The 24,049-nt window shown below is 58.1% G+C and carries 14 protein-coding genes and 1 riboswitch; of the genes, 9 read left to right on the plus strand and 5 right to left on the minus strand.

Annotated elements, in window-relative coordinates:
• Positions 1–17: 17 nt before the first annotated feature.
• On the minus strand, positions 18–833 hold the full coding sequence (locus tag EQV96_RS02315; RefSeq protein ID WP_095000394.1) for a protein-glutamate O-methyltransferase CheR: 816 nt from the start codon (positions 831–833) through the stop codon (positions 18–20).
• Positions 834–4,310, minus strand: a complete 3,477-nt coding sequence (locus EQV96_RS02320; RefSeq protein ID WP_095000640.1) for a response regulator — start codon at positions 4,308–4,310, stop codon at positions 834–836. It lies immediately after the preceding gene.
• 164 nt (positions 4,311–4,474) lie between these two features.
• Here EQV96_RS02320 and EQV96_RS02325 point away from each other — a divergent pair, with 164 nt between their 5' ends.
• The 5 genes from EQV96_RS02325 (at position 4,475) to cobM (ending at position 7,429) form a co-directional block, all read left to right on the plus strand.
• The gene (locus EQV96_RS02325) at positions 4,475–4,840 is read left to right on the plus strand and encodes a response regulator (RefSeq protein ID WP_095024740.1); all 366 of its coding nucleotides are present in this window, start codon (positions 4,475–4,477) and stop codon (positions 4,838–4,840) included.
• A 147-nt stretch (positions 4,841–4,987) separates the two neighbouring features.
• Positions 4,988–5,199, plus strand: a riboswitch (cobalamin riboswitch).
• Positions 5,200–5,294: 95 nt separating this feature from the next.
• On the plus strand, positions 5,295–5,483 hold the full coding sequence (locus EQV96_RS02330; RefSeq protein ID WP_095000396.1) for a CbtB-domain containing protein: 189 nt from the start codon (positions 5,295–5,297) through the stop codon (positions 5,481–5,483).
• Positions 5,484–5,494: 11 nt separating this feature from the next.
• The gene (locus EQV96_RS02335; protein ID WP_095023581.1) at positions 5,495–6,196 is read left to right on the plus strand and encodes a CbtA family protein; all 702 of its coding nucleotides are present in this window, start codon (positions 5,495–5,497) and stop codon (positions 6,194–6,196) included.
• Complete coding sequence (locus tag EQV96_RS02340; RefSeq protein ID WP_095039093.1) at positions 6,193–6,606, plus strand: cobalamin biosynthesis protein; 414 nt, start codon at positions 6,193–6,195, stop codon at positions 6,604–6,606. The genes EQV96_RS02335 and EQV96_RS02340 overlap by 4 nt, the downstream gene beginning before the upstream one ends.
• A gap of 76 nt (positions 6,607–6,682) precedes the next feature.
• Positions 6,683–7,429: a precorrin-4 C(11)-methyltransferase gene (cobM, locus tag EQV96_RS02345; protein ID WP_240881204.1), complete on the plus strand. Its 747-nt coding sequence runs from the start codon at positions 6,683–6,685 to the stop codon at positions 7,427–7,429.
• Between the two features lie 86 nt (positions 7,430–7,515).
• On the opposite strand, the gene nfuA is transcribed toward cobM, so the two are convergent.
• Together nfuA and EQV96_RS02355 are read right to left on the minus strand one after the other, a co-directional pair.
• Positions 7,516–8,100, minus strand: coding sequence for a Fe-S biogenesis protein NfuA (nfuA, locus tag EQV96_RS02350; RefSeq protein ID WP_016781101.1), 585 nt, complete (start codon positions 8,098–8,100; stop codon positions 7,516–7,518).
• Positions 8,101–8,212: 112 nt separating this feature from the next.
• Complete coding sequence (locus EQV96_RS02355) at positions 8,213–10,510, minus strand: fatty acid cis/trans isomerase (protein WP_095000400.1); 2,298 nt, start codon at positions 10,508–10,510, stop codon at positions 8,213–8,215.
• A 154-nt stretch (positions 10,511–10,664) separates the two neighbouring features.
• On the opposite strand from EQV96_RS02355, the gene metH reads away from it, so the two are divergent.
• The gene (gene metH / locus EQV96_RS02360; RefSeq protein WP_095020030.1) at positions 10,665–14,375 is read left to right on the plus strand and encodes a methionine synthase; all 3,711 of its coding nucleotides are present in this window, start codon (positions 10,665–10,667) and stop codon (positions 14,373–14,375) included.
• 95 nt (positions 14,376–14,470) lie between these two features.
• On the opposite strand, the gene EQV96_RS02365 is transcribed toward metH, so the two are convergent.
• Positions 14,471–20,992: an NEL-type E3 ubiquitin ligase domain-containing protein gene (locus EQV96_RS02365; RefSeq protein WP_240881206.1), complete on the minus strand. Its 6,522-nt coding sequence runs from the start codon at positions 20,990–20,992 to the stop codon at positions 14,471–14,473.
• A 145-nt stretch (positions 20,993–21,137) separates the two neighbouring features.
• Between EQV96_RS02365 and EQV96_RS02370 the strand changes: the two genes are divergently transcribed.
• The 3 genes from EQV96_RS02370 to EQV96_RS02380 all read left to right on the plus strand — a co-directional run bounded on the left by EQV96_RS02370 (position 21,138) and on the right by EQV96_RS02380 (position 24,018).
• Positions 21,138–21,356 (plus strand): DUF2970 domain-containing protein, encoded by a 219-nt coding sequence (locus EQV96_RS02370; RefSeq protein ID WP_095000403.1) that lies wholly within the window; start codon positions 21,138–21,140, stop codon positions 21,354–21,356.
• Between the two features lie 525 nt (positions 21,357–21,881).
• Entirely contained in the window at positions 21,882–23,540 is a 1,659-nt protein-coding gene (locus EQV96_RS02375; RefSeq protein WP_016781107.1) for a nitrite/sulfite reductase, read from the plus strand.
• Entirely contained in the window at positions 23,524–24,018 is a 495-nt protein-coding gene (locus tag EQV96_RS02380; RefSeq protein WP_095000404.1) for a DUF934 domain-containing protein, read from the plus strand. Before EQV96_RS02375 ends, EQV96_RS02380 begins: the two co-directional genes overlap by 17 nt.
• The last annotated feature ends 31 nt before the right edge of the window (positions 24,019–24,049 follow it).

Consider the following 24,049-nt stretch of genomic DNA (forward strand, 5'->3'; position numbering starts at 1 on the left):
CAGGCTGTGCCGGGCTGTCATAGCTTGCGGTAGATCCGTTCTTGCTTGAGCACCGGGGTGAACTGTTTGCTGTAGTTCGAAAAATCCAGGGTTTCCTTGCTGCCCAGCATCAGAAAGCCACGGTGGCAGAGCGATTCATGAAACAGACCAAAGGCTCTGTTTTGTAAATCTTTATTGAAGTAAATCAATACGTTACGGCATGAAATTAAATTGGTTTCTGAAAACACGCTGTCCGTTGCCAGACTGTGGTCGGCAAAGGTCACGTTCTCACGCAACGTCTTGTCAAAAATCGCGTAGTCGTAGGCGGCGGTGTAGTAATCGGCAAACGAGCGCTGACCACCGGCCTTCTGGTAGTTGTGGGTATAGGCGCGAATATTCTCCAGGGAAAAAATCCCCTGCTTGGCTTTTTCCAGAGACCGCGGGTTGATATCAGTGGCGTAAATGATAGTGCGATCCAGCAAGCCTTCTTCGCGCAACAGGATGGCCATGGAGTAAACCTCCTCACCGGTGCTGCACCCCGCAATCCAGATTTTCAGCGACGGGTAGGTCTTGAGGATGGGCACCACCTCCTGGCGAATGGCCAGGAAGTGTTCCGGATCGCGAAACATCTCGCTCACTGGAATGGTCAGGAACTGCAATAACTGCATAAAGGCCGTAGGGTCATGCAGGATGCGCTCCTGCAAGGCCGAAATGGTCTGGCAATCGAACTGACGCAATGCATGATTGACCCGGCGCTTGATCGAAGCGCCGGAGTAATCGCGAAAGTCGTAACTGTATTTGAGATAGATCGCTTCAATCAGCAACCGTAACTCGATATCGGTGTTTCGTTGCACTTAGAGTCGTTCCATTTTCGGTAGCCAGACCCGGATCAACGAAAACAGTCGATCCAGATCGATAGGTTTGGCCAGGTAATCATTGGCGCCTGCCTGCAGGCAACGCTCCTGATCGTCCTTCATCGCCTTGGCCGTCACCGCAATGATTGGCAGCTTGCGCCAGCGCGGGTTCTTGCGAATTTCGACGGTGGCCTCGTAGCCATCCATTTCCGGCATCATCACGTCCATCAACACCAGGTCGATGTCTTCAACTTCATCCAGGCGTTCGATGGCTTCGCGGCCATTACGGCCGATCACCACAATGGCGCCTTTTTGTTCCAGTGCGCTGGTCAGGGCAAAGATATTGCGGACATCGTCATCCACCAACAGAATCTTGCGCCCTTCGAACACCTTGTCGCGGCTGCGGGCGGTCTTGAGCATCGTTTGCCGCTCATGGGACAACTGAGATTCAACTTTGTGCAGAAATAATGTCACTTCATCGAGCAAGCGCTCCGGTGAGCGGGCGCCCTTGATGATGATCGAGCGCGAATACTTGCGCAGTTCAGCCTCTTCATCGCGGGTCAGGTTACGCCCCGTATAAACAATAACCGGCGGGAACGAGCAGATTTCCTCGGTGGACATGCGCTTGAGCAAGTCGTTGCCGAGCATGTCCGGCAGTTTGAGGTCGATGATCATGCAGTCGTAGATCGTGTCGCGCAGCAGGTCCAGTGCCTCCTGGGCAAAACCTACGGCGGTGATTTCAATGTCATCGTCGCCGATCAGGCGGGCAATGCTGTCACGCTGCAGATCGTCGTCCTCTACCAGCAGCACGCGCTTGACCTTCTGGGTCAGCTTGGCTTCCAGGCGGGCGAAGACGTTTTTCAGCTCTTCACGGGTGGTCGGCTTGACCGCGTAGCCCACCGCGCCCATATGCATCGCGGCCTCGACCCGATCCTCGACGGAAATCACATGCACCGGTATATGCCGGGTCGGCGCAAGGGCCTTGAGGCGCTGCAACACGGTGAGCCCCGAGTGGTCCGGCAGGCGCATGTCCAGCAGGATGGCATCGGGAATAAACTGTGCGGCCAGGCTGAAACCTTCGTCGGCACCGTGGGCAACCAGGCAACGATAGCCGAGTTCATGTGCAAGATCGAAGAGGATATGCGCAAAGTTTGGTTCATCTTCAATTACCAGGATGCAACGCGTGGCGAACGGCGCCTGCTCGCGATCATCCATAAAGCGCGCAATCTCTACCGGTGGCACAACGACGGGTAACGGCTGAGACCTGAGGGCCGCGGGTGCTGGCCGTGGCGCGGCAGTGGCGGACAGTTGCGCCAACTCCTCGGCCGACTCCACATATTGCTCCGGCAGCACCAGGGTAAAGGTGCTGCCCTGCCCCGGCTCGCTGCTGACCGTGATCGAACCACCGAGCAAGGTCGCCAGGTCGCGGGAGATCGACAGGCCCAGGCCAGTTCCGCCGTAGCGGCGGTTGCTGGTGCCATCAGCCTGGCGGAAGGCTTCGAAAATGCTTTCCTGCTGATCCGCGGCGATGCCTATGCCCGAATCGGTCACAGCAAAGGCCACTCCTTCTCCCGGCTCACGGGACACGACCAGGCTGACCTGGCCTTTCTCGGTGAATTTGACCGCATTGGACAGCAGGTTTTTCAGGATTTGCTCCAGACGCTGACTGTCGGTGTAGATCATCGGCGGCGTGCCGGGTTGAACTTGCACGTCAAAGCCCAGGGATTTTTCACCTGCCAGTGGCTGAAACATCCCGCGCAAGCCTTCAACCACACGCCCGACGCTGGTGTTCTCGGGGCGCACTTCAAGCTTGCCGGCTTCGACCTTGGAAATATCCAGAATGTCGTTGATCAGGTTGAGCAGGTCATTGCCCGCCGAGTAAATCGACTCGGCAAACTTCACCTGCTCTGCGCTAAGGTTTTGCTGCGGGTTCTCGGACAGCAGCTTGGCCAGAATCAGCGAGCTGTTCAACGGCGTGCGCAGCTCATGGGACATGTTGGCGAGGAACTCCGACTTGTACTTGCTGGAGCGCTGCAACTCATCTGCGCGGTCTTCAAGCTGGATCTGTACCCGGTTCAGCTCGGTGTTCTTGCGATCCATCGCGTCACGCTGGCCAGCCAGCTCTTCGTTGGTCTGCTCAAGTTCGGCCTGCTGGGTTTCGAGGCTGGTTTGCGACTCTTTGAGGATGCGCGACTGCTCTTCGAGTTCTTCGTTGGCGGTTTTCAATTCTTCCTGCTGGACTTGCAGCTCCTCGTTGAGCTGCTGGGTTTCGGCCAGCACTTCCTGCAGGCGCTGACGATAGCGGGCAGCTTCGATCGAAGTGCCGATATTGTCGGCAATCAGTTCGAACAGCTCGATATCGCGCGCGCTCAGCGGGCGCAGAAACCCCAGCTCAATCACCCCGTTGACCCGGTCATCATCACTGGTCGGTACCACCAGCACACTGTGCGGGCTGCCCTGGCCCAGCCCGGAGGTTACTTTGAGGCTGTAGTCGGCAGGCACATTGTCCAGACGAATCAGCTTGTCCTGCTGCGCGGCCTGCCCGACGATGCCTTCGTCGTTGTGAATCAGCTGGTCCTGTACCTCTTGCTCACGGGAAAAACCGTAGCTGGCCACACGCTTCAGGCCGCCATGATCTTCACGCACGTAAACCGCCGCCACCACCGACCCCAGATACTGGGCGCAGAATTGCAGGATATTGCGCCCCAGCATATTCAGGGTCAGACGCCCCAGCACCTGTTCGGCCAGTTCAGTCTGACCGTTGCGTAACCACGCCTGCTGCTCCAGGCGCTGCGCAGTCTTGATCTGCGACTCGAAGACATTGTTGTAACTATTTGAAAGCTCTATTAAATCTCGACGCCCTACATAGGCCAGAAAGCCGCTCAAGCCCAGTACAAAACACAGGTACAGGGCGATACAGATAATCGTGGTACGGCTGACGTCTTCACTGCGCGCCATGCGCAGCTGCTGCTCCATTTGAATAAAATCGTCATATTCCTTACGGATTTCATCACTCAGGCGCTTGCCGCGTCCGGCCTGCACTGCCGAACGGTAGTCACCGTCCTGGCGGCGCAGGTCGACCATCGACTGTGCGTAGACATTCCACTCATCCTGCAACGCTTCAAGACGCTTGAGGCGGTCAATCTGCTGGGGGTTATCGCTGACCAGCTCCTGCAAACCTTTTAATTGCACATTGATTTGCGGCTTGGCGACGGCATAGGGGTCGAGGAAATGCTCATCACCGGTGATGAGAAAACCGCGCATGCCGGTTTCGAGGTCGACCGTCAGGCGCACCGCGTCATTGGCATTGCTGATGACCCGATCACTGTGCTCGACCCACCTGATCACCGACAGCAAATAGCTGACCATAACCACAAACAATGCAGCACTGAGCACACCGACGGCCAAAGGCAAACCGACGTTGCGACTCAGGAGCTTGCGAAAGCTTCGCTCGTCGATTGATGCAGGTGCGTTCATTTTCAGGCCCGTGACAGTCATAAAAAACTGGAGTTTGCCGGATTATCGAGCAATAGTTCTAATTTCTTACCTTTAAATACGTTTTTACACACATAGGGAGGCAGGTGAAGGCTATGCTTACTCGCTGTGGCAACTGCGCTTAAATTTTTATCGAGATCATGATTATGTCCGCAACACCCTCCACCATCCTTGTGGTCGAAGACGACGCCATTGTTCGCATGCTGATCGTTGATGTACTGCAAGAACTGGAGTTCAGCGTGCTTGAAGCCGATGGCAGCGAGCGCGCTCTGGAACTGCTTGAGGACACAGCCCGCAACATTGACCTGCTGATGACCGACGTTGGCCTGCCGGGAATGGACGGCCGCACACTGGCTGCCAAGGCCCGCGAACTGCGCCAGACATTGCCAGTGCTGTTTGCCAGCGGCTACGCCGAGACCCTGGAGATTGCAGAAGGCATGGCGGTGATCGGCAAGCCTTTCTCCATTGACCAACTGCGCGCAAAAGTCAAAAGCATGCTGATCAATGCATGAGAAGTCTGTGGGAGCGGGCTTGCTCGCGATCGCGTCACTGCGGTGCCCCTGAAAGACCGCGTTACCCGCATCGCAGGCAAGCCACACACATGAAAATCAAAAGCCAGGCATACCTCTGCAATTGACGGCCCAACAGGGCTGTGGTTTCCTACACATCTTGTATCAGGTGCCCTTCACAGGGTGAAACGGGAAACCGGTGCGTCAGGCTTTTGCCCTGACAAGTCCGGCGCTGCCCCCGCAACGGTAAGCGAGAGAAACATCACGTCCACTGTGCCACTGGCATGGGAAGGAGATGTTTGCAGGTTCAGCCCATGAGCCCCTCGCAAGCCCGGAGACCGGCCTGATTATTTCGAATAACAAACCCGCGGTGGGCGGGCGCTGTTAAACCCTGCGAGCTTCGTTCGCGGGGTTTTCTTGCGCTTTGCTGCCCGTCGTCCGACCCGAGGCAAGCGCCATGTCCATCAGCACCAGCCGTACCCACTCCGCTGCGAGTAGCACCACCCAAAGCCAACGTATCGTGGCCGCTGTCGGCGCTGCCGTACTGGGCGCTTTCCTCGTTTACTTCGCCGGTTTTTCGCATATCGATGCCGTGCACAACGCAGCTCATGACACCCGTCACAGCTCCGCCTTTCCGTGCCATTGAGACTGCCTGCCATGATCAAGCGTATCGCTCGAACGGCAGGCTTTACCGGCCTGCTGGCCGCCCTGCTGCTGACCCTGCTGCAAAGCTTTTGGGTTGCCCCGCTGATTCTGCAGGCCGAAACCTACGAAAAACCCGCTGCTAGCGAAGTGCACGAACATGCCGACATGGCCATGCCTGCACATGAGCATGACGCTGAGGCCTGGGAGCCGGAAGATGGCTGGCAGCGCGTGCTGTCCACCACCGGTGGCAACCTGGTGGTCGCGGTGGGTTTTGCCCTGATGCTGGCGGGCCTGTACACCCTGCGCGCACCCGCCCGCACATCCCAGGGCCTGCTCTGGGGCCTGGCCGGCTATGCCGTGTTCTGCCTGGCGCCGACCATGGGCTTGCCGCCTGAACTGCCGGGCACTGCCGCGGCGGATCTGTTGCAACGCCAGCTCTGGTGGGTCAGCACTGCAGCCTCGACGGCCGTGGCCATTGCCTTGCTGGTATTTGGCAAGCATTGGGCACTCAAAGTGCTGGGGGTGGCGATTGTGCTGGTGCCGCATCTCTTTGGCGCGCCGCAGCCGCTGGTGCATTCAAGCCTGGCACCTGAAGCACTGGAGTCGCAGTTCAAGCTTGCCGCACAACTGACCAACCTGGCTTTCTGGCTGGCACTGGGCGTGATCAGCGCCTGGCTGTTCCGGCGCAATCCTGCAGGTCAGTACTCGGCATGACAGCGACCGGCGCAGCGCCAAGCCTGGTGATTGGCCTGGGTTGTCGCCGGGGTTGCAGCGCACAAGCGCTTTTGGCGTTGATCGAAGACAGCCTGAGCCAGGCCGGCATTGCACTGAGTGCGATCCGTGCCCTGGCCAGTATTGACCTCAAGCGCCACGAGCCCGGGCTGCTGCAACTGGCAACAGAGCTAAACCTCGAGCTGGAACTGTTCAGCGCCGCGCAAATGGCCGAGTTTTCACCCCGGCTCAGCCATCGCTCGGCTACCGCGTTCGCACAAACCGGTTGTTTTGGCATTGCCGAAAGTGCTGCCCTGGCCCTGGCCACACAGCTGGCCGGGGCACCGGCGGCTTTGTTGATCACACGTAAAAAAACCTCCATGGCGACCTTTGCGTTAGCCTGCGCCCGGTAAAACCCGCGATAATCGCCCGCCTCACTATGAGCGTTGTTCACGAACAGCTCTATCTCGACCTTTTCAAGAGACTGCCATGACCGTTTATTTCATCGGCGCCGGGCCCGGCGATCCAGAGCTGATTACTGTCAAGGGCCAGCGCCTGATTCGCAGCTGCCCGCTGATCATTTATGCAGGTTCACTGGTGCCGCAAGCGGTCCTGACAGGCCACCAGGCCGAGCAAGTGATCAATAGCGCCGAGCTGCACCTTGAACAGATCATCGAGCTGATCAAGGTGGCCGACGCCAAAGGCCAGGATGTGGCCCGCGTACACTCCGGCGACCCGAGCCTGTATGGCGCGATTGGTGAACAGATACGCTGCCTGCGCGAGCTGGGCATCGCTTTTGAAATCATTCCGGGAGTGACGGCCACGGCGGCCTGCGCAGCCATTTTGGGAGCGGAACTGACCCTGCCTGATATTTCCCAGACCGTGATCCTGACCCGCTATGCGGAGAAAACCGTGATGCCCGCCGGCGAAGAACTGGCCAGCCTGGCACAGCACAAGGCAACCATGGCGATTCATCTGGGGGTCAAGAATCTGGACAAAATCGTTGCCGAGCTGATCCCGCACTACGGTAGCGACTGCCCTATTGCCGTGATTCACCGTGCCAGTTGGCCAGATCAGGACTGGGTGCAAGGTACGCTGGCGGATATTGCAACCAAGGTTCAGGCCAAGGGCTTCCGGCGTACCGCGCTGATTCTGGTGGGCCGGGTGCTGGCCAATGACAGTTTCGCCGAGTCGTCGCTGTACCGGGCGGGGCATGCACACTTGTATCGACCTTGAGTGCGGCCTGAGGGCTTTTAAAAAACCATAAAAAAACGGTGCTCACGGGGCACCGTTTTTTCTTCAGCTTCGCAGCGAACGCCCTGTTAGTAGTAGGCGTTTTCTTTCTGCGAGTGGTCGGTCACGTCACGTACGCCTTTGAGCTCCGGCACACGCTCCAGCAAGGTGCGCTCGATGCCTTCACGCAAGGTCACGTCCGCCTGGCCGCAGCCCTGGCAACCGCCACCGAACTTGAGCACCGCGATACCGTCTTCAACCACTTCGATCAGGCTGACCTGACCACCGTGGCTGGCCAAACCGGGATTGATCTCGGTTTGCAGGTAGTAGTTGATGCGCTCGTTGATCGGGCTGTCAGCGTTGACCATCGGCACTTTGGCGTTTGGCGCCTTGATGGTCAGCTGACCACCCATACGGTCCGTTGCGTAGTCCACCACGGCATCGTCCAGGAACGGTTCACTGAAAGAATCGATCCAGGCCGTGAAGCTTTTCAGGCCAATGGCGGTGTCTTCAGGTTTGACTTCAGCCGGCTTGCAGTAGGCAATGCAGGTTTCAGCGTACTGAGTACCGGGTTGGGTGATAAAAACGCGGATACCGATACCCGGGGTGTTCTGCTTGGACAGCAGATCAGCCAGGTAATCGTGGGCAGCGTCGGTAATCGTTATGGCGCTCATGGAATCTCCTCGCAGACATGGGACGCAGTTTACGCCAATCGGCGCGCCTGACAAAGTCCTAGTATTTTTGTCAGGAAAGCTGCGTCCCATTCGTTCAATTTCAACCGCCCCTTTACAGGTTTTCGTAGCGGTTCATGTCCAGTACGCCCGCTTCAACCGGGTCGGTTTCATTGATGTACTGGCCTATATCATGGAAGTACTGCCAAAATTGCGGGTGGCTGCGGCGGATACCCCAACGCTCGACGATGGTGTCGAACGTTGCCTGATCCTTGCATTGCTCCATGGCCTCGACAAAGGCTTCGACCTGATCCGCAGGGATGTTGAACATGAAGTTGGGGTAGCTGCTCAGCACTCCCGGGTAGATGGTCAAGGTGTCCAGCCCCGGCTCCAGGCGGTACTCCTCGCCCAGCATAAAGGCCACGTTGGTGTGAGCACGGTTGCGCAACATGCTGTACATCTCGCGCTTGCCGTCTGCACCTTCGATACGCAGCATGGTGGCTTCGGGCAATTGATTGATCACGTCCAGCCCGGCAGCAGGCCGCGAGGTCAAACGGCTGAGCGCTTGCTCGGCGTATTTGAATTCCTGCGCAATATTGGGCCGTGAGCAGTATGCACCCGAGCAGCGGTTGATCGGGTCGGGGCGCGCATTCAGGGTGCCGGTGCGCTCAATCAGCTTGAGGGCGAAGTCACGCTTGGGGTCGGCCGGGTCGAGCTTCATGCCGGTCGGGGTGTCTGTGTCAATTTTCTGGTAGTCCATCCACATCTTCAGCTTGCCGCTGTTCTGATACCAGTCGCTGAGGATCGACGCTCTGGAATCGGCGGGCATCAGGCGCAGGAAGTTGACTTCGGCACCGTTGCGGATCAAGTCAAAGTACAGACGGGTCTGAGCCTGGTGCGAGACATTGCCGAATACGTCGAAGTTGACTGCCAACTGGTAGTAGGTGCGCTCCAGCAACGGGTAGTCGAACAGCCACATGGTTTGCGGGATCTCGCCGATCAGGCCCTTGCTGACACTGGCGCTGTCAAAGTGGCGGAATACCGTCAGCAAAGCGTTGTCGTTGCCCGCCCACAGGGTCGACCAGCTTGGAGGCGGCATATCGGCATAGGCCTTTTGCCGCAGCTTTTCATAGTCGTTACGCTTGTCGCGGTAGTTGTGCCACAGCGAAATAACGCTGCCAACGTCGTCGATCTGCCCGGGCATTGCCAGTAAGGGCGTTGCCAGGCCGCGATACACCGCGTCGGTGACATAACGGTCGCGGGCAGGCTCCTGAAACACGGTCCAGAAGTTGTCGCGGATTACATCGGTGGCAATTTGACCACGGCATACCGGCCCGCGGATAAAGGTGCGCACAAAGTATTCAGCGTTATCGAGCATAAATTGATAGCGCGCGACTGCCGGGATAGCCTCAAAGGTTTCAAACGGATTGGCACGCCCGCGTGGCCCGTAACCCGGCAGTTTGGTGGCATGCCAGTCGCCGCTGTAGAACAGCTGCTTGACCCGCGCCAGCTTATGCGCCCCCATCGGGTAGGTGATATGGGTCTTGTGCACGATCACGCCCTGCACCGGCTGCAAGCGATAGTAAAACGCCGTGCCCGGGTCATCGTTGGGGCGACGGGTGGCGATCAGGTCGACTGGTTGCCCGCTGGGCGTGCGCGAGCGCACCCATTGGAAATAATGCCCCGGCACACCGTTGTCAAAATAGGTATGGGCAAGAAACAGATGCTCGTACAACCAGCGCGCCACCAGTGCTTCGGTGGAACCCGGACGGTTGAACAACTCTTCCCACTCGGCAATTTGCGCAGCCTCGACCGCTGTGGGCTTGATGGCCTGCTGATCAACTTTAGCGCCCTGCGCCAGCCAGGTCTGCACGGTGCTGTATTGCTGGTCGGTCAGGCCGGTAACGGCCAGCGGCATACCCTCCCTGGGATGGCTCTGGGCATAGGCATTGAACTCACCGGGCGCGGGGCAGACGTTTTCGCGGTTCAGGCCCAGGACGATGTCTTCGGGCAATTTGGCATTCGGGGTCAACGGCGTGCTATGCCCCAACTCCAGCATGCGGGCCATCAGGGCTGCTTGAGCGCCCTGGGCGTCGAGCACCGAGTAAAAACCTTTGTTGCGCCATTCATTGGGGCCGCTGGCATCGTAGAAAATCCGCGTTGGTGCCACGGCATCCACCCGGTCGCCCTTGTAGACCGGAACCTTGCTGGCACCGCGGGTCGCGCCCTCTGCACTGCCGAGGTTGAGCTGGCAGGCCGCATCATTGCAAGCGTGGCAGGCAACGCATTTTTCGGTGAGGATCGGCTGGATATCCCGCGTATAGGAAATAGCCGGGCTGACCAACGGGGCCTGTGCCAACGCTGTACTGCACACCACCAGCGTCACGGCGCTGGTGAGTAGGCGAAAAAACATGTGCCATTGTCCTGATATCAAAAATATGTCGCGATTCTACCTGTCGAACAAACGCCGGAACATGAATCAAATTCATGTAAAACAGCAGACGCTCAAATCCCACGCAGGTTTGTTATGATTTCGCATCTTTTGCATGGCTCTAACAGGTAGTCCTATGTCTGACCGCAGCGCTCGTCTCCAAGCACTTCAGCAAGCCCTCAAAGAGCGCATTCTGATTCTCGATGGCGGCATGGGCACTATGATCCAAAGCTACCGTCTAGAGGAACACGACTATCGTGGCACACGCTTCGCCGACTGGCCGAGCGACGTCAAGGGTAACAACGACCTTCTGGTGCTCACCCGCCCCGACGTGATCGGCTCGATTGAAAAGGCCTATCTGGATGCCGGTGCCGATATTCTCGAAACCAACACCTTCAATGCCACCCAGGTTTCCCAGGCCGACTACGGCATGCAGGCACTGGCCTACGAGCTAAACGTAGAAGGCGCCCGCCTGGCGCGCAAGGTGGCTGATGCCAAAACGCTGGAAACCCCGGACAAACCACGCTTTGTTGCCGGTGTACTGGGCCCGACCAGCCGCACCTGCTCGCTGTCCCCGGACGTAAACAACCCCGGCTACCGCAACGTGACTTTCGATGAGCTGGTGGAGAACTACACCGAAGCCACCAAAGGCCTGATCGAAGGCGGCGCCGACCTGATCCTGATCGAGACCATCTTCGACACCCTCAATGCCAAGGCCGCGATTTTCGCCGTACAGGGCGTTTTCGAAGAGCTGGGTGTCGAGTTGCCGATCATGATTTCCGGCACCATTACCGACGCCTCCGGGCGTACCCTGTCGGGCCAGACCACCGAAGCGTTCTGGAACTCGGTGGCCCACGCCAAACCGATTTCCGTGGGTTTGAACTGCGCCCTGGGTGCCAGCGAACTGCGTCCGTACCTCGAAGAGCTGTCGAACAAGGCCAGCACCTACGTCTCGGCGCACCCCAACGCCGGCCTGCCCAACGAATTCGGCGAGTACGACGAACTGCCGGCGGAAACCGCCAAGGTCATTGAAGAGTTCGCCCAGAGCGGTTTCCTCAACATTGTCGGCGGTTGCTGCGGCACCACGCCGGGGCATATCCAGGCCATCGCCAACGCCGTAGCCGGTTATGCTCCGCGCCCGATCCCGGACATTCCAAAGGCATGCCGTCTCTCCGGGCTTGAACCGTTCACCATCGATCGCAGCTCGTTGTTCGTCAACGTCGGCGAGCGAACCAACATCACCGGTTCTGCCCGCTTCGCCCGGCTGATTCGCGAAGACAACTACACCGAAGCCCTGGAAGTGGCCCTGCAACAGGTTGAAGCCGGTGCGCAGATCATCGACATCAACATGGACGAGGGCATGCTGGACTCGAAGAAGGCCATGGTGACCTTCCTCAACCTGATCGCCGGCGAGCCGGATATCAGCCGCGTACCGATCATGATCGACTCCTCCAAGTGGGAAGTGATCGAAGCGGGCCTCAAGTGCATCCAGGGCAAGGGCATCGTCAACTCGATCAGCATGAAAGAAGGCGTCGAGCAGTTCATTCATCACGCCAAACTTTGCAAGCGCTATGGTGCCGCCGTGGTGGTGATGGCTTTCGACGAAGCCGGCCAGGCCGACACCGAGGCGCGCAAAAAAGAAATCTGCAAACGCTCCTACGACATTCTGGTCAACGAAGTGGGCTTCCCGCCGGAAGACATCATTTTCGACCCGAACATCTTTGCCGTGGCCACCGGCATTGAAGAACACAACAACTACGCTGTGGACTTCATCAATGCCTGTGCCTATATCCGCGACGAACTGCCCTATGCCCTGACCTCGGGCGGTGTATCCAACGTGTCGTTCTCGTTCCGTGGCAACAACCCGGTTCGTGAGGCGATCCACTCGGTGTTCCTGCTGTATGCGATCCGCAACGGCCTGACCATGGGTATCGTCAACGCCGGCCAGCTGGAAATCTATGACCAGATCCCGGCCGAGTTGCGCGATGCCGTGGAAGACGTGGTGCTCAACCGCACCCCCGATGCCACCGACAACCTGCTGGCAATTGCCGACAAGTACAAGGGCGATGGCAGCGTCAAGGAAGCCGAAACCGAAGAGTGGCGCAGCTGGGACGTCAACAAGCGTCTGGAACATGCACTGGTCAAGGGCATTACTACCCATATCGTTGAAGACACCGAAGAGTCGCGCCTGTCGTTCAAGCGCCCGATCGAAGTGATCGAAGGCCCGCTGATGTCGGGCATGAACATCGTCGGCGACCTGTTCGGTGCGGGCAAAATGTTCCTGCCCCAGGTGGTCAAGTCTGCCCGCGTGATGAAACAGGCCGTAGCCCACTTGATCCCGTTTATCGAACTGGAAAAAGGCGACAAACCGGAAGCCAAGGGCAAGATCCTGATGGCCACGGTCAAGGGCGACGTGCATGACATCGGCAAGAATATTGTCGGCGTGGTGCTTGGCTGTAACGGCTACGACATCGTTGACCTGGGCGTGATGGTGCCGGCAGAGAAAATCCTGCAGGTAGCCAAAGAGCAGAAGTGCGACATTATCGGCCTTTCCGGCCTGATCACGCCGTCGCTGGATGAAATGGTGCATGTTGCCCGCGAGATGCAGCGTCAGAACTTCCACTTGCCACTGATGATCGGCGGTGCGACTACATCCAAGGCGCACACCGCAGTCAAGATCGAACCCAAGTATCAGAACGATGCCGTGATCTATGTCACCGACGCTTCTCGCGCCGTGGGCGTGGCCACGCAATTGCTGTCCAAGGAACTGAAACCGGCCTTTGTTCAGAAAACCCGCGAAGAGTACGTTGAGGTCCGCGAACGCACCGCCAATCGTAGTGCCCGCACCGAGCGCCTGAGCTACCCGGCATCGATCGCCAAAAAACCGCAGTTCGACTGGGCCGGCTACCAGCCGGTCAAACCGACCTTCACCGGTGCCAAGGTACTGGACAATATCGACCTCAAGGTACTGGCCGAGTACATCGACTGGACGCCGTTCTTTATTTCCTGGGACCTGGCTGGAAAATTCCCGCGCATCCTCACCGACGAAGTCGTCGGCGAAGCGGCCACGGCGCTGTATGCCGATGCCCAGGAAATGCTCAAAAAACTGATCGACGAGAAGCTGATCAGCGCCCGGGCAGTGTTCGGTTTCTGGCCGGCCAATCAGGTTAACGATGACGACCTGGAACTGTACGGTGACGATGGCCAGCCATTGGCCAAACTGCATCACTTGCGCCAGCAGATCATCAAGACCGACGGCAAGCCGAACTTCTCCCTGGCCGACTTTGTCGCGCCCAAGGACAGCGGCGTGACCGACTACGTGGGCGGTTTTATCACTACCGCAGGCATCGGTGCCGAAGAAGTGGCCAAGGCGTATCAGGACGCGGGGGACGACTACAACTCGATCATGGTCAAGGCCCTGGCCGATCGTCTCGCCGAGGCCTGCGCAGAGTGGCTGCACCAGCAGGTGCGGACCCACTACTGGGGCTACGCCAAGGATGAGCAGTTGGCCAATGAAGAGCTGATCAAGGAGCAATACAGCGGTATCCGCCCTGCTCCCGGCTACCCGGCTTGCCCGGACCACACCGAGAAAGCCACCCTGTTCAAGCTGCTGGATCCGGAGGCCGAAGAGATGCGTGCGGGCAAAAGCGGCGTGTTCCTGACCGAGCACTACGCCATGTTCCCGGCGGCAGCGGTTAGCGGCTGGTACTTCGCACATCCGCAAGCGCAGTACTTTGCGGTGGGCAAGGTCGACAAGGACCAGATCGAAAGCTACACGGCGCGCAAAGGGCAAGATTTGAGCGTGACCGAGCGCTGGCTGGCGCCAAACCTGGGGTATGACAACTAACAGGTAGCAACGCTTCCGACACCCTGCAGTCGCTGCCGGATGCGATCGATGACCAATCGATCGCAATGTCCGGCAACGACGACAGTCACTATGGGTTAATCAGGCTGCGTGGACAGCGTTGCGAGAACCTCTCCCGAGAGACGCTCACGCAAAAGTTGCTCTTCGCTGCGCTTGCGCTCATCCAGAGCGCCGAGCTCCTGTTGATACACCTCCCCGAGATCGGCATGTCGGTCTTCCAGCGCTTTATGCTCCACTTCAAAACGCTCCTCCAGGGCCAGGAATTCCTCTGGATACTGGCGCTTGAGGTAATTGATCCAGTAGCCCTGCAGGATCAACTGCTCCATAAAGGCCGGCGAATTTTCGGCTGCCTTTATTTTCAAATAAGCACTTTCAATCTCTTGCTCAGTGACTTTCGCCGCATGGCTGTATTGCATGCCCCTGGGCTGCGCAGGCAGGTCGAGGCGCTCGCTCAGGCTAATGCGATAGGCCAGTCGAACCTCCGCAGCGTCCGCTCCACGGCGTGATTGATAGGCAAATTGCGCGACCTCCTCCACTTGCCCCAAGCGAAACAGGCGCCGGCCCAGCTCGAGCAACGCAGGCCCTTCCTGGCCAGCCACCACTGAGCGCAGGGCATTGAACTCAAACACCTTCACTTCCAGATCGCTGAACAGCAGGATCCGACCATCGCCACAGGTCACATCGGAATGACCGATGATAAATAGCTCGTCGCGTAACTGGCTATCGGATGCAGCTGCCTGCAGCACATTCCAGACCCGCCGGGTCAGGCCCGGTCTGTCCTGGATATAGTCCTGGGTGAATTGCAGCTGATCCAGCAAATAGAACAGCCCCCTGCTCTCCTTTTGCGCCAGCAGGTCGTCCCAGATCACTGGCCTCGGCGAGCCTTGCGGCTCCCCCACACACCAGCGGGCCTTTTGCTCGGCCAGTTGCTCGGGTGTCAGGTGCTCCAGATGATCGAGGTTTTCGTCGACACCAGCGGCCCCGTACTCAGGCTCATCACTGCTGAGCGAAGCGTTATCGGAGAGGGCCAGGCCGTCTTCAATGTCCTCAAGGGAGCATCCGAGGTCATTGCCCGAAAAGCTCCTGTAGTCTCTTAAGGTTGCATAGCCTGATGTGGAGAGCAGGTTATGGGACAAATCAGTATGAGCCATCAATGCGTCGTTATCGCCCTCAAACAGCTCAACAGGGATCGTATCGATCTGGTTGTTGCTCAGGTTGAGGGTTCTGAGGGTCGGGGTTGTGAGTACCCGGGTCGGCCAGCGCACCAGCCTGTTCCCCCTCAGGTTCAGGGTTTGCAATTCGCTCATGCCAGTAAGGTCAAATGTGTCGAGCCTGTTGTAGCTCAGATCCAGCCATTCCAGGTGCGCCAGTGATTGCAACTGGCGACTCAAGCCCTCCTCATCCTGCAAGCGGTTGTGGGCAGCCTCCAGCCGGGTGAGGTTTTCAAGCGAGCCGATACCCTCCGGCAAACGGGTCAGCTCATTATTATTGAGGTGCAAGGTGCGCAAGCCGGGAAATTCGCGGATAAACCCTTGCGAGCCCCCGGCAGTAATGCGTACACCGCTGAGGTTCAGTGTGGTGATATGCGTCTGGGGCACATTCAACGGCGGCATATCCCCCAGGCACAGGTCCGAGAAGTCCAGGGTATGCACAGACTCGGGCTGCGCCGTTGGGACGGCCTCTAGTCCATCGCGCCAGGCCTGCATGATCCTGTCAGCCGCACGCCTGCGATCGACGGCACTGATCCAGCGTCCGTTTTCCCTGTGGCCCGGAATATTGATCCAGCCATTCAGGCGCTCGACCAGAGCGTCGTACTGGTGATTCCACTCGGCAAGCCGGGCGTCGATTTCCAGCACACCCATGCCACGGGTCTGCAGCTGTTCAAGGTATTGCACTGCATCATGCAGGCTCAGATCGGGATGGACCCTTTGCAGCAGCGTGGTGCGGTTCAATTCCGGGGCACCGGGCTGAAATATCGGTGCGGGGCTCAACAAGACTTCATCCGTCTTCAATACTGGAGCGGCCGCCAACAACAAGTCCGGCTTGTCAGCGACAATGGCAGGGAAAAACTCGGGCGTTCCCCCGGTCCTGCGTGCTGCCAGTAATCCGATCGCTATATTGCCTGCCGTGTCACGTCCCGAACGCTGGGCATAAGCCAGCAAATCGGCACAGCTTTGCGCATCCAGCTGGCAACCATTCAACTTCACCCCCTGCATCAGTGCCTCATGACCCACGAGAGCCGTCGCAGGGACCGTCCTGATTGCGCTGTTGCTCATATCCAGAAACCGCAACCGGGGCAGATCATAAACCCCGGCTGGCCAGCTGCGAATGGCCGTATGACTTAGATCAAGCGACTCCAGCTTGGTCAGCGCCCCGATATCCAGCGCTGTCACCCGGTTGCCCTGCAGATTCAAGCGCACGAGCCCACGCAGGCCACTCAACTGCATCTGCAACGAGGGGCTCATTACCAACTCGTTGTGCGCCAGGTTGAGGTCTGTGAGCTGGCGCAAATTACCCAGAGCATTCGGCAGCAAATCCAGGCCGTTGCGGCTCAGGTCCAACTCCCGGAGCTGGCCGAACGCCTGCAGAAACCGATCCATTTCCTCGACAGCCACCTCCAGCTCGCTCAAGTTAAGACGATGGACGTGGGCAAACGCCTGCCCCCCCGGCACAGGTGGCAGAGAACTGATTATTTCGTCTGCCAGATCCAGCTCCTGATTTACAGTACTGACCCGCCAGGAAGGCCCGGCGCCAGCATCCTCCAACCCCAGTCGGGGTGAAATTCCAGCACGCCAGCAGCGCTGAATCTTGTCAGCCGCTTGCCTGCGCAACAGCGTTTGCGTCGTCTCAGGATCCTGAGACACCCAAGCCTCCAGAGCCTCGGCAAACCTGTAGTGCTCTTCATGCAAGCCGTTAACGCGCCGCATCAGCTCAGCCACGGCTTGTTCGTCAAGGGACCAACGCGTAATTACCGTACTGGCAAACAGTCGGTCATGGGGCATGAAACGGGTCAGGCAACCTGTGCAGTAAGCGATTGTCCATTTCTCCAGATCCACCGTTCGCACAGGATGGGTACGCAGGCGCTCGTAGGCTCTCATGGCCGTTGACGGCTCAATGCCTGACCAATCCAGAAGCAAGCCCGCCCATAACTGCTGATGTCCGGTGAACAGCTCATCGGGCAACGTTGTTATCGAGGTTCCAAACAGGTCCAGGGTTTCAAGATCAGTGAGATCGAACAGGCCTGCTGGCCACTGAACAAGTCGTCCTTTGACCTGCAATTGCCGCAGCCGCGGCCAGCCACTGACATCCAGCGTTTCCAGTGCCCCCTGCACAGACAGGCATTCGATCTGCCCAAGGGTTGTCAGCCGGTCCATGAACTCACGGGTCAAGCCCTGCCAGTCGGCTTCCAGTGACAGCTCGCTGACCGTGGGCAACTGCGCCAATGCATCGGCAACGGGCATCATCTGTGATCGCTGAAGGCTTATTTCCAGGCGCTTCACGCTGGGGAAGCGCTTGACAAATCCGGCATCGGGCTCGCTCACCATCAGGTCGGCACTCAGCCGCAATGTCCGCACATGGGAAAAGTCAGCGTCCAGTACAGGAAATTCACTCGCCCAGCTAAGGTCAAATTCAAGATCCAGATAAGCAAAAGGTTCAATACGACTCAGTACACCCTCCCGCCAACAACCTACCAGCCGGTCAGCCGTCAAGCGCCGCATCCGTTGGTTAAAGGGCCCGCTGGCTGTGCTCGACCACAGTTCCAGTGTGCTACGCAATGTGTCCAGCTCACGTTGGCGACTGGCTAGAAAATCGAAGATATGCTGGGCAGACTCTCCATCGTCGATGCGCTTGCGCACATAGGCCTCGGCCTGTTCGTCGCTGATTTGCGGGCAAATATCGCGCACACGGCTTATCAACGACGGACTCACGTCAAAGGCTGCCCCTTTGCCAGACAAGGCATAGCCGATCCGACCATTGATTCTCTGCAACGCGGGTCTTGCTGCCACAGGATGCAATTTCAGCGTGCGGGCCATTTCCCTGCGATGCGAAGTGGCGTAGCGAGCCACTGCAGCCGGGCTGACGACGTTTTGACTGTCGCTCAGGTGCAACATTGCCTCAATGGCCAGACGCTCACTGTCGAGATTCGCCAGCCCCGGCACATACAAGCCGGCCAGCGCCCGGTTCAAACGGCCCTGTTGCGCGTACTCACGCGCCAGCCGGTCCAGCCGCCTCGACCCCCGACCTGTCCGGCGCAGGCGTGCCACATCATTCTCACCGGCAAGCTCAAGCACTTCCTGAGCCGCAGACTCAGACAGCATGGGAAATCGTCGACGTACTAATTCGACATTGGCTTGAGCCGTCCGGCCTGTGCCGGTCAGACGGGCAAGCAGTGCGTGCTTGCCCGATCTTGTGCCATCGACCAGCATGCCCAGCTCCCGCTCAACCCGCCATTGTTGCAATGTGTCCCTCAACAAAGCAGGCACGGGTAGGCAGTCCACATGCACCCTGCGCAAGGTTTCGTCACTGATAGCACTGATGTCGCCGATCTGCCCCAGTTCTTCATCATCGAACATGCGGGTCACGTGCCCCAGTCGACGCAGCAAGGTCGGGCGCTCCCATTGCAAGGGCTGTTCATGCTCGAGACGCCAGGCTCCTTCATGGTTATGCATGAGGATTGGCTGATAAGCATTTTCGTCGCTCGGATGCTTTATCCTCCAGGCATTAAGCTGCTGATCGAAGGCCTGCTCGTAGAACTGTCGGCCCACCTGGACCCAGGTTTTGCCGTCTGCCCGATACTGGCCCAGAGCATTGGGCTCAAGCCGGGTATTGAGCGGCAACTGGCATTGATAGGCCTCGATTTCGGGCCGCCACAGACGGGTTTCACCGTTGGGCAAGACGATTTGCCTGAACCTGTCGATCCCGGCGGGGTCAGTCGCCAACCTGCCACTGGCTACGTGGCCTGCAACCCCTGTTGCACCACTCAGCACGATATTCAGCGCAACGGACTCCACATGCGACCAGGCATCCTCGACATCGCCTGCCTGCCACGACTCGATGCCCTGGTAGATGTCCATACTCATCTGTAGAGCCATCACTGCCATCATGACCTCCCCTGCACCGGGGATTAAAAACGCTGCCACATTCAACACATCAAGACCAAGGCCAAGGTAGTCATCAAGACGCTGCTGCAAGCGCTTGCTGTCGGCATCGGCTGTGGGCACTGCAAGTGCCCGGGCATTGGCTTTGAGCCTGTCCAGATGAAGGGTATTGAGGGCCGTGAACAGCCCTGCTGATGACGTTTCGATGCTTACCAGCTCCAGCTTCAGGTCCACCTCATCAACATAATCTGCTGGCTCGATACCTCTCGGATCAGGCGTGGTCTTGTACAACTGATGATTCAATCGCTGCAAAAAAAGTGCGCCGTTCCCTTGGGGGACCAGACTGGCAAACAGCTGCTGATACGCGGGCAGACGCAAATTCAGACCCAGCTCATACTGAAATGCTTCCAGCGAGGGGTATTCTTTGAGTGCCGAGAACGGTGCCCCCGGGATATAGACCACCACGGGTTCAACCTCAGGTTTTTTCATCAGCGGCACACCGCTCAATCCGGTGCGCTCCCATTCCAGAACCGGCCACCTGGAACGATCCGGGCCGATAATCAACACCTCGTCCAAGACCTGGCCATAGAGCTGGAGCTGGCTGAACACTACAGGTTTTGCATATAACGACACACGCGGTTGCTCCTCCAGCAACGCACTGATCATGGCAAAACCAGAGTCAGTGATATGCCGTTGCAGCAGTGCCCGATGCAAGCGTACGGCCAGCAGTGCTTTTTGCGCCCGGATCATCAGGGCGCGCACCGCTGGTGGGGCAAAAACCCCCTGCAGATGGGCCTGGTACTGCTGCCCCAAATCCAGGGATCTGCACAGCTGTGAGAACACTTCGGGTGACATGGGTAATGTTTCGCGGTAAGCAAAACCGGGAACCGGCCGAAGACTTTCCCACTCCTGTCGGAATCTGTGTGCCACAACCCCAGAACCATGCACCAGGGTGTCCGACACAATGGCCAGTTGATCAGGGCCCTTGTCTGGCTGGAACCGTTCGACAGGCAAAGCGCCCTGCGGCGCCAACGCGCTAAGTTGTCCTGCGACCCTTTGGGAAAAATCTTCACTGCCGTCAAAGTTGAGCAAGGCAGCCTGTAACAGGCTGTGTTGGCGCACGGGCTGATTGCGGCGCAGATAAAACAGCCGGTCTGTGTTGACGTCCATTGCCCGGCCTTGGCCAAGGTGACTGTGCAATGCCTCCTGCAAGCGGGGCTCGGCAAACTGGGTGATCCCCTGCAGGCCTTTCAGTGCCCTGGCCAAGGCCTGATTGGCAGCCCGGCTGCGAGCCTGGCTGTCGAGCAGGGCCTGACGCAGCCACCGTGGTGCGCGGCCGAGCCCATCGGCTGCTCCAGCCTCTGAAGCATGCGCCGGAAACAATCCCGGCTTGAGGCGTTTGATATCTGCCACAGCGCTGTGTTTGACCCAGGCGGGTATTCTGGATTTTATGAAGGCTGCGTGGGGCCCCGGCCCCGAGACAATGTACGAACTTTCCATGACCGGCTTCTTCCTGAAACGCATGTGAATGAGCGCCTCAGTACAACCGACAGTGCCCGGGCATGGGTGGTAGATAGTTAATGGGCCTTGAAGTTGACTACGCTATGGGATGTAGCCGTTCCAACCTCAGACAGCCGAGGCATCTATGAACGATCCTGCCGACAACAAGCCGCCGAGCTTCTGGCAAATGCTGCACAGCGTCATGGCCGCTGCCTTTGGCGTGCAAAGCGGAAAAAACAGGACTCGGGATTTTTCCCACGGAAAAGCCTCCCATTTCCTTATCATGGGGCTGCTATTTACCTTGGTGTTTGCCTTGACCCTGTACGGGATCGTCACGCTGGTGGTTCATCTGGCGGGGGTTTAGGGAGGCAAATTGGCGGCGCGTACCTGAGTGCCGGGCACGCGAAGGCCTGGGGGCCATGCACAACGTTGGCATTGTTGAGCATGCCAACGGCAGCGAGGGCGGCGCCAGGTAATGTCGACAAGCTCTTTAGCGGCTACATCCGCCTGATCAGCCTCGACCTTGCACGCTTGCTACTGGTGGCTGACCCAGTACACGGCAGTAGAAACCACCAGAATGATCAGAAAGAAAATGGCCCATGCATCGACCTTGCTGTCGCTTTTACGCGCTTTGACTGGAGTACTCATCGCATCGCCTTTTTTCGGTTTTATGGGTGATTGCTTGAAGTCCTTAAAACAGTTAAGTCCAGCAATGCCCTTTCCACAAGTAAGGGATTGAGAATCAAACGCTTATAGTCGTTTTGGTTCTTTGCATATGCTTAAACATCACTTTTGCGCATAACTACAAACTGGTATCGTGCCCCGCTCCTTGGGGAGTGCGCGGCCGTGCGCGCAGATAAGCTGTTAGCAGCCTGAGAACAGGACCTATATGTACGTATATGACGAGTACGATCAGCAGATCATCGAGGACCGCGTCAAGCAGTTCCGGGATCAGACCCGACGCTATCTGGCAGGTGAGCTGAGCGAAGAAGAGTTCCGCCCCCTGCGCCTGCAAAATGGCCTTTATGTTCAACGCTTTGCCCCAATGCTGCGGGTCGCTGTGCCTTATGGCCAGTTGACTTCGCGTCAGGCGCGAATGATGGCCAAAATCGCTCGTGACTATGACAAGGGCTATGCCCACATCAGTACCCGCCAGAACGTGCAATTCAACTGGCCTGCGCTGGAAGACATCCCGGACATCCTGGAAGAACTGGCCACCGTGCAGATGCACGCCATTCAGACCAGCGGCAACTGCCTGCGCAACGTCACCACCGACCAGTTCGCCGGTGTTGCTGCGGATGAACTGATCGATTCGCGCCCTTGGTGCGAAATCGTGCGTCAGTGGACGACTTTCCATCCGGAATTCGCCTACCTGCCACGCAAATTCAAAATTGCAATCAACGGTTCGACATCTGACCGTGCAGCCATTGAAGTGCATGACATCGGCCTGGAGCCGGTGCTCAACGACGCCGGCGAAGTGGGCTTCCGTGTACTGGTAGGTGGCGGCCTGGGCCGTACCCCGGTAATCGGTGCCTTCATCAACGAGTTCCTGCCTTGGCAAGACCTTCTTAGTTATCTCGAAGCCATCCTGCGGGTTTACAACCGCTATGGCCGTCGTGACAACAAGTACAAGGCGCGGATCAAGATTCTGGTCAAGGCGCTGACGCCTGAAGTGTTCGCCGAGCGTGTTGAGGCCGAAATGGTTCACTTGCGCGGCGGTTCGAACACCCTGACCGAAGCCGAAGTGCAGCGTATCGCCAAGCACTTCGTCGATCCTGACTACAAAGCCCTGCCCGACTTCGGCGCCGAACTGGCCGAACTCGACAAGCAGCATCCGGGTTTTGCCCGTTGGCGCGTACGCAACACGTTGGCCCACAAAAAACCGGGCTATGTCGCCGTTACTTTGTCGCTCAAACCTACAGGTGTAGCCCCGGGCGATGTGACCGACAAGCAGTGGGATGCCATCGCCGACATGGCCGACCGTTACAGCTTTGGCCAACTGCGTACATCCCATGAGCAGAACATTATCCTGGCCGATGTTGAAGAGAGCCAGCTGTTCACCATGTGGGGCGAGTTGCGCGAAAATGGGTTCGCCACGCCCAACATCGGTTTGCTGACCGACATGATCTGCTGCCCTGGTGGTGACTTCTGCTCCCTGGCCAACGCCAAGTCGATCCCGATTGCCGAATCGATCCAGCGCCGTTTTGAAAACCTGGACTACCTGTTCGACATTGGCGAACTGGATCTGAACATTTCCGGTTGCATGAACGCCTGTGGTCACCACCACGTCGGGCATATCGGTATTCTCGGCGTAGATAAAAAAGGCGCCGAGTTCTATCAGGTATCCCTGGGTGGCAGTGCCAGCCGTGATGCCAGTCTCGGCAAGATTCTGGGCCCGTCCTTTGCCCAGGACGCCATGCCGGATGTGATTGAAAAGCTGATCGACGTCTATGTTGAAAAACGTACCGAAGACGAACGTTTTATCGATACCTACCAGCGTATCGGCATTGACCCTTTCAAGGAGCGCGTCTATGCAGCGAATAATTAAGAACAACCAGGTCATCGATGAAACCTGGCACTTGCTGCCCAAGGAAACCAGCTTTGACGAAATCTCCAACTGCGACGACCTGATCGTGCCTTTGGTGATGTGGCGCGAACACGGCCACGCACTCAAGGCCCGCGACGGCGGCCTGGGCGTGTGGCTGGACAGCGACGAAGAAGCTGAAGAGCTGGGCGAGGACGTGGCGAACTTTCAGGTTATTGCCCTGAACTTCCCGGCTTTCACTGATGGCCGCAGTTATTCCAACGCCCGTTTGCTGCGTGACCGCTATGGTTATAAAGGCGAACTTCGCGCCATTGGCGATGTTCTGCGCGACCAGTTGTTCTATCTGCATCGCTGTGGCTTTGACGCATTCGCCATCCGTGCCGATAAAGACCCTTACGAAGCGCTGGAAGGCCTCAAGGACTTCTCGGTGACCTACCAGTCTTCAACCGACGAGCCGATGCCGCTGTTCCGTCGTCGCTGATGCTGTGGCTGGCCCTGGTTACCCAGGGCCA

This window comes from Pseudomonas sp. TMW22080 (assembly GCF_022496745.1).
In the GTDB taxonomy this organism is placed as follows: Bacteria; Pseudomonadota; Gammaproteobacteria; order Pseudomonadales; family Pseudomonadaceae; genus Aquipseudomonas; species Aquipseudomonas bubulae.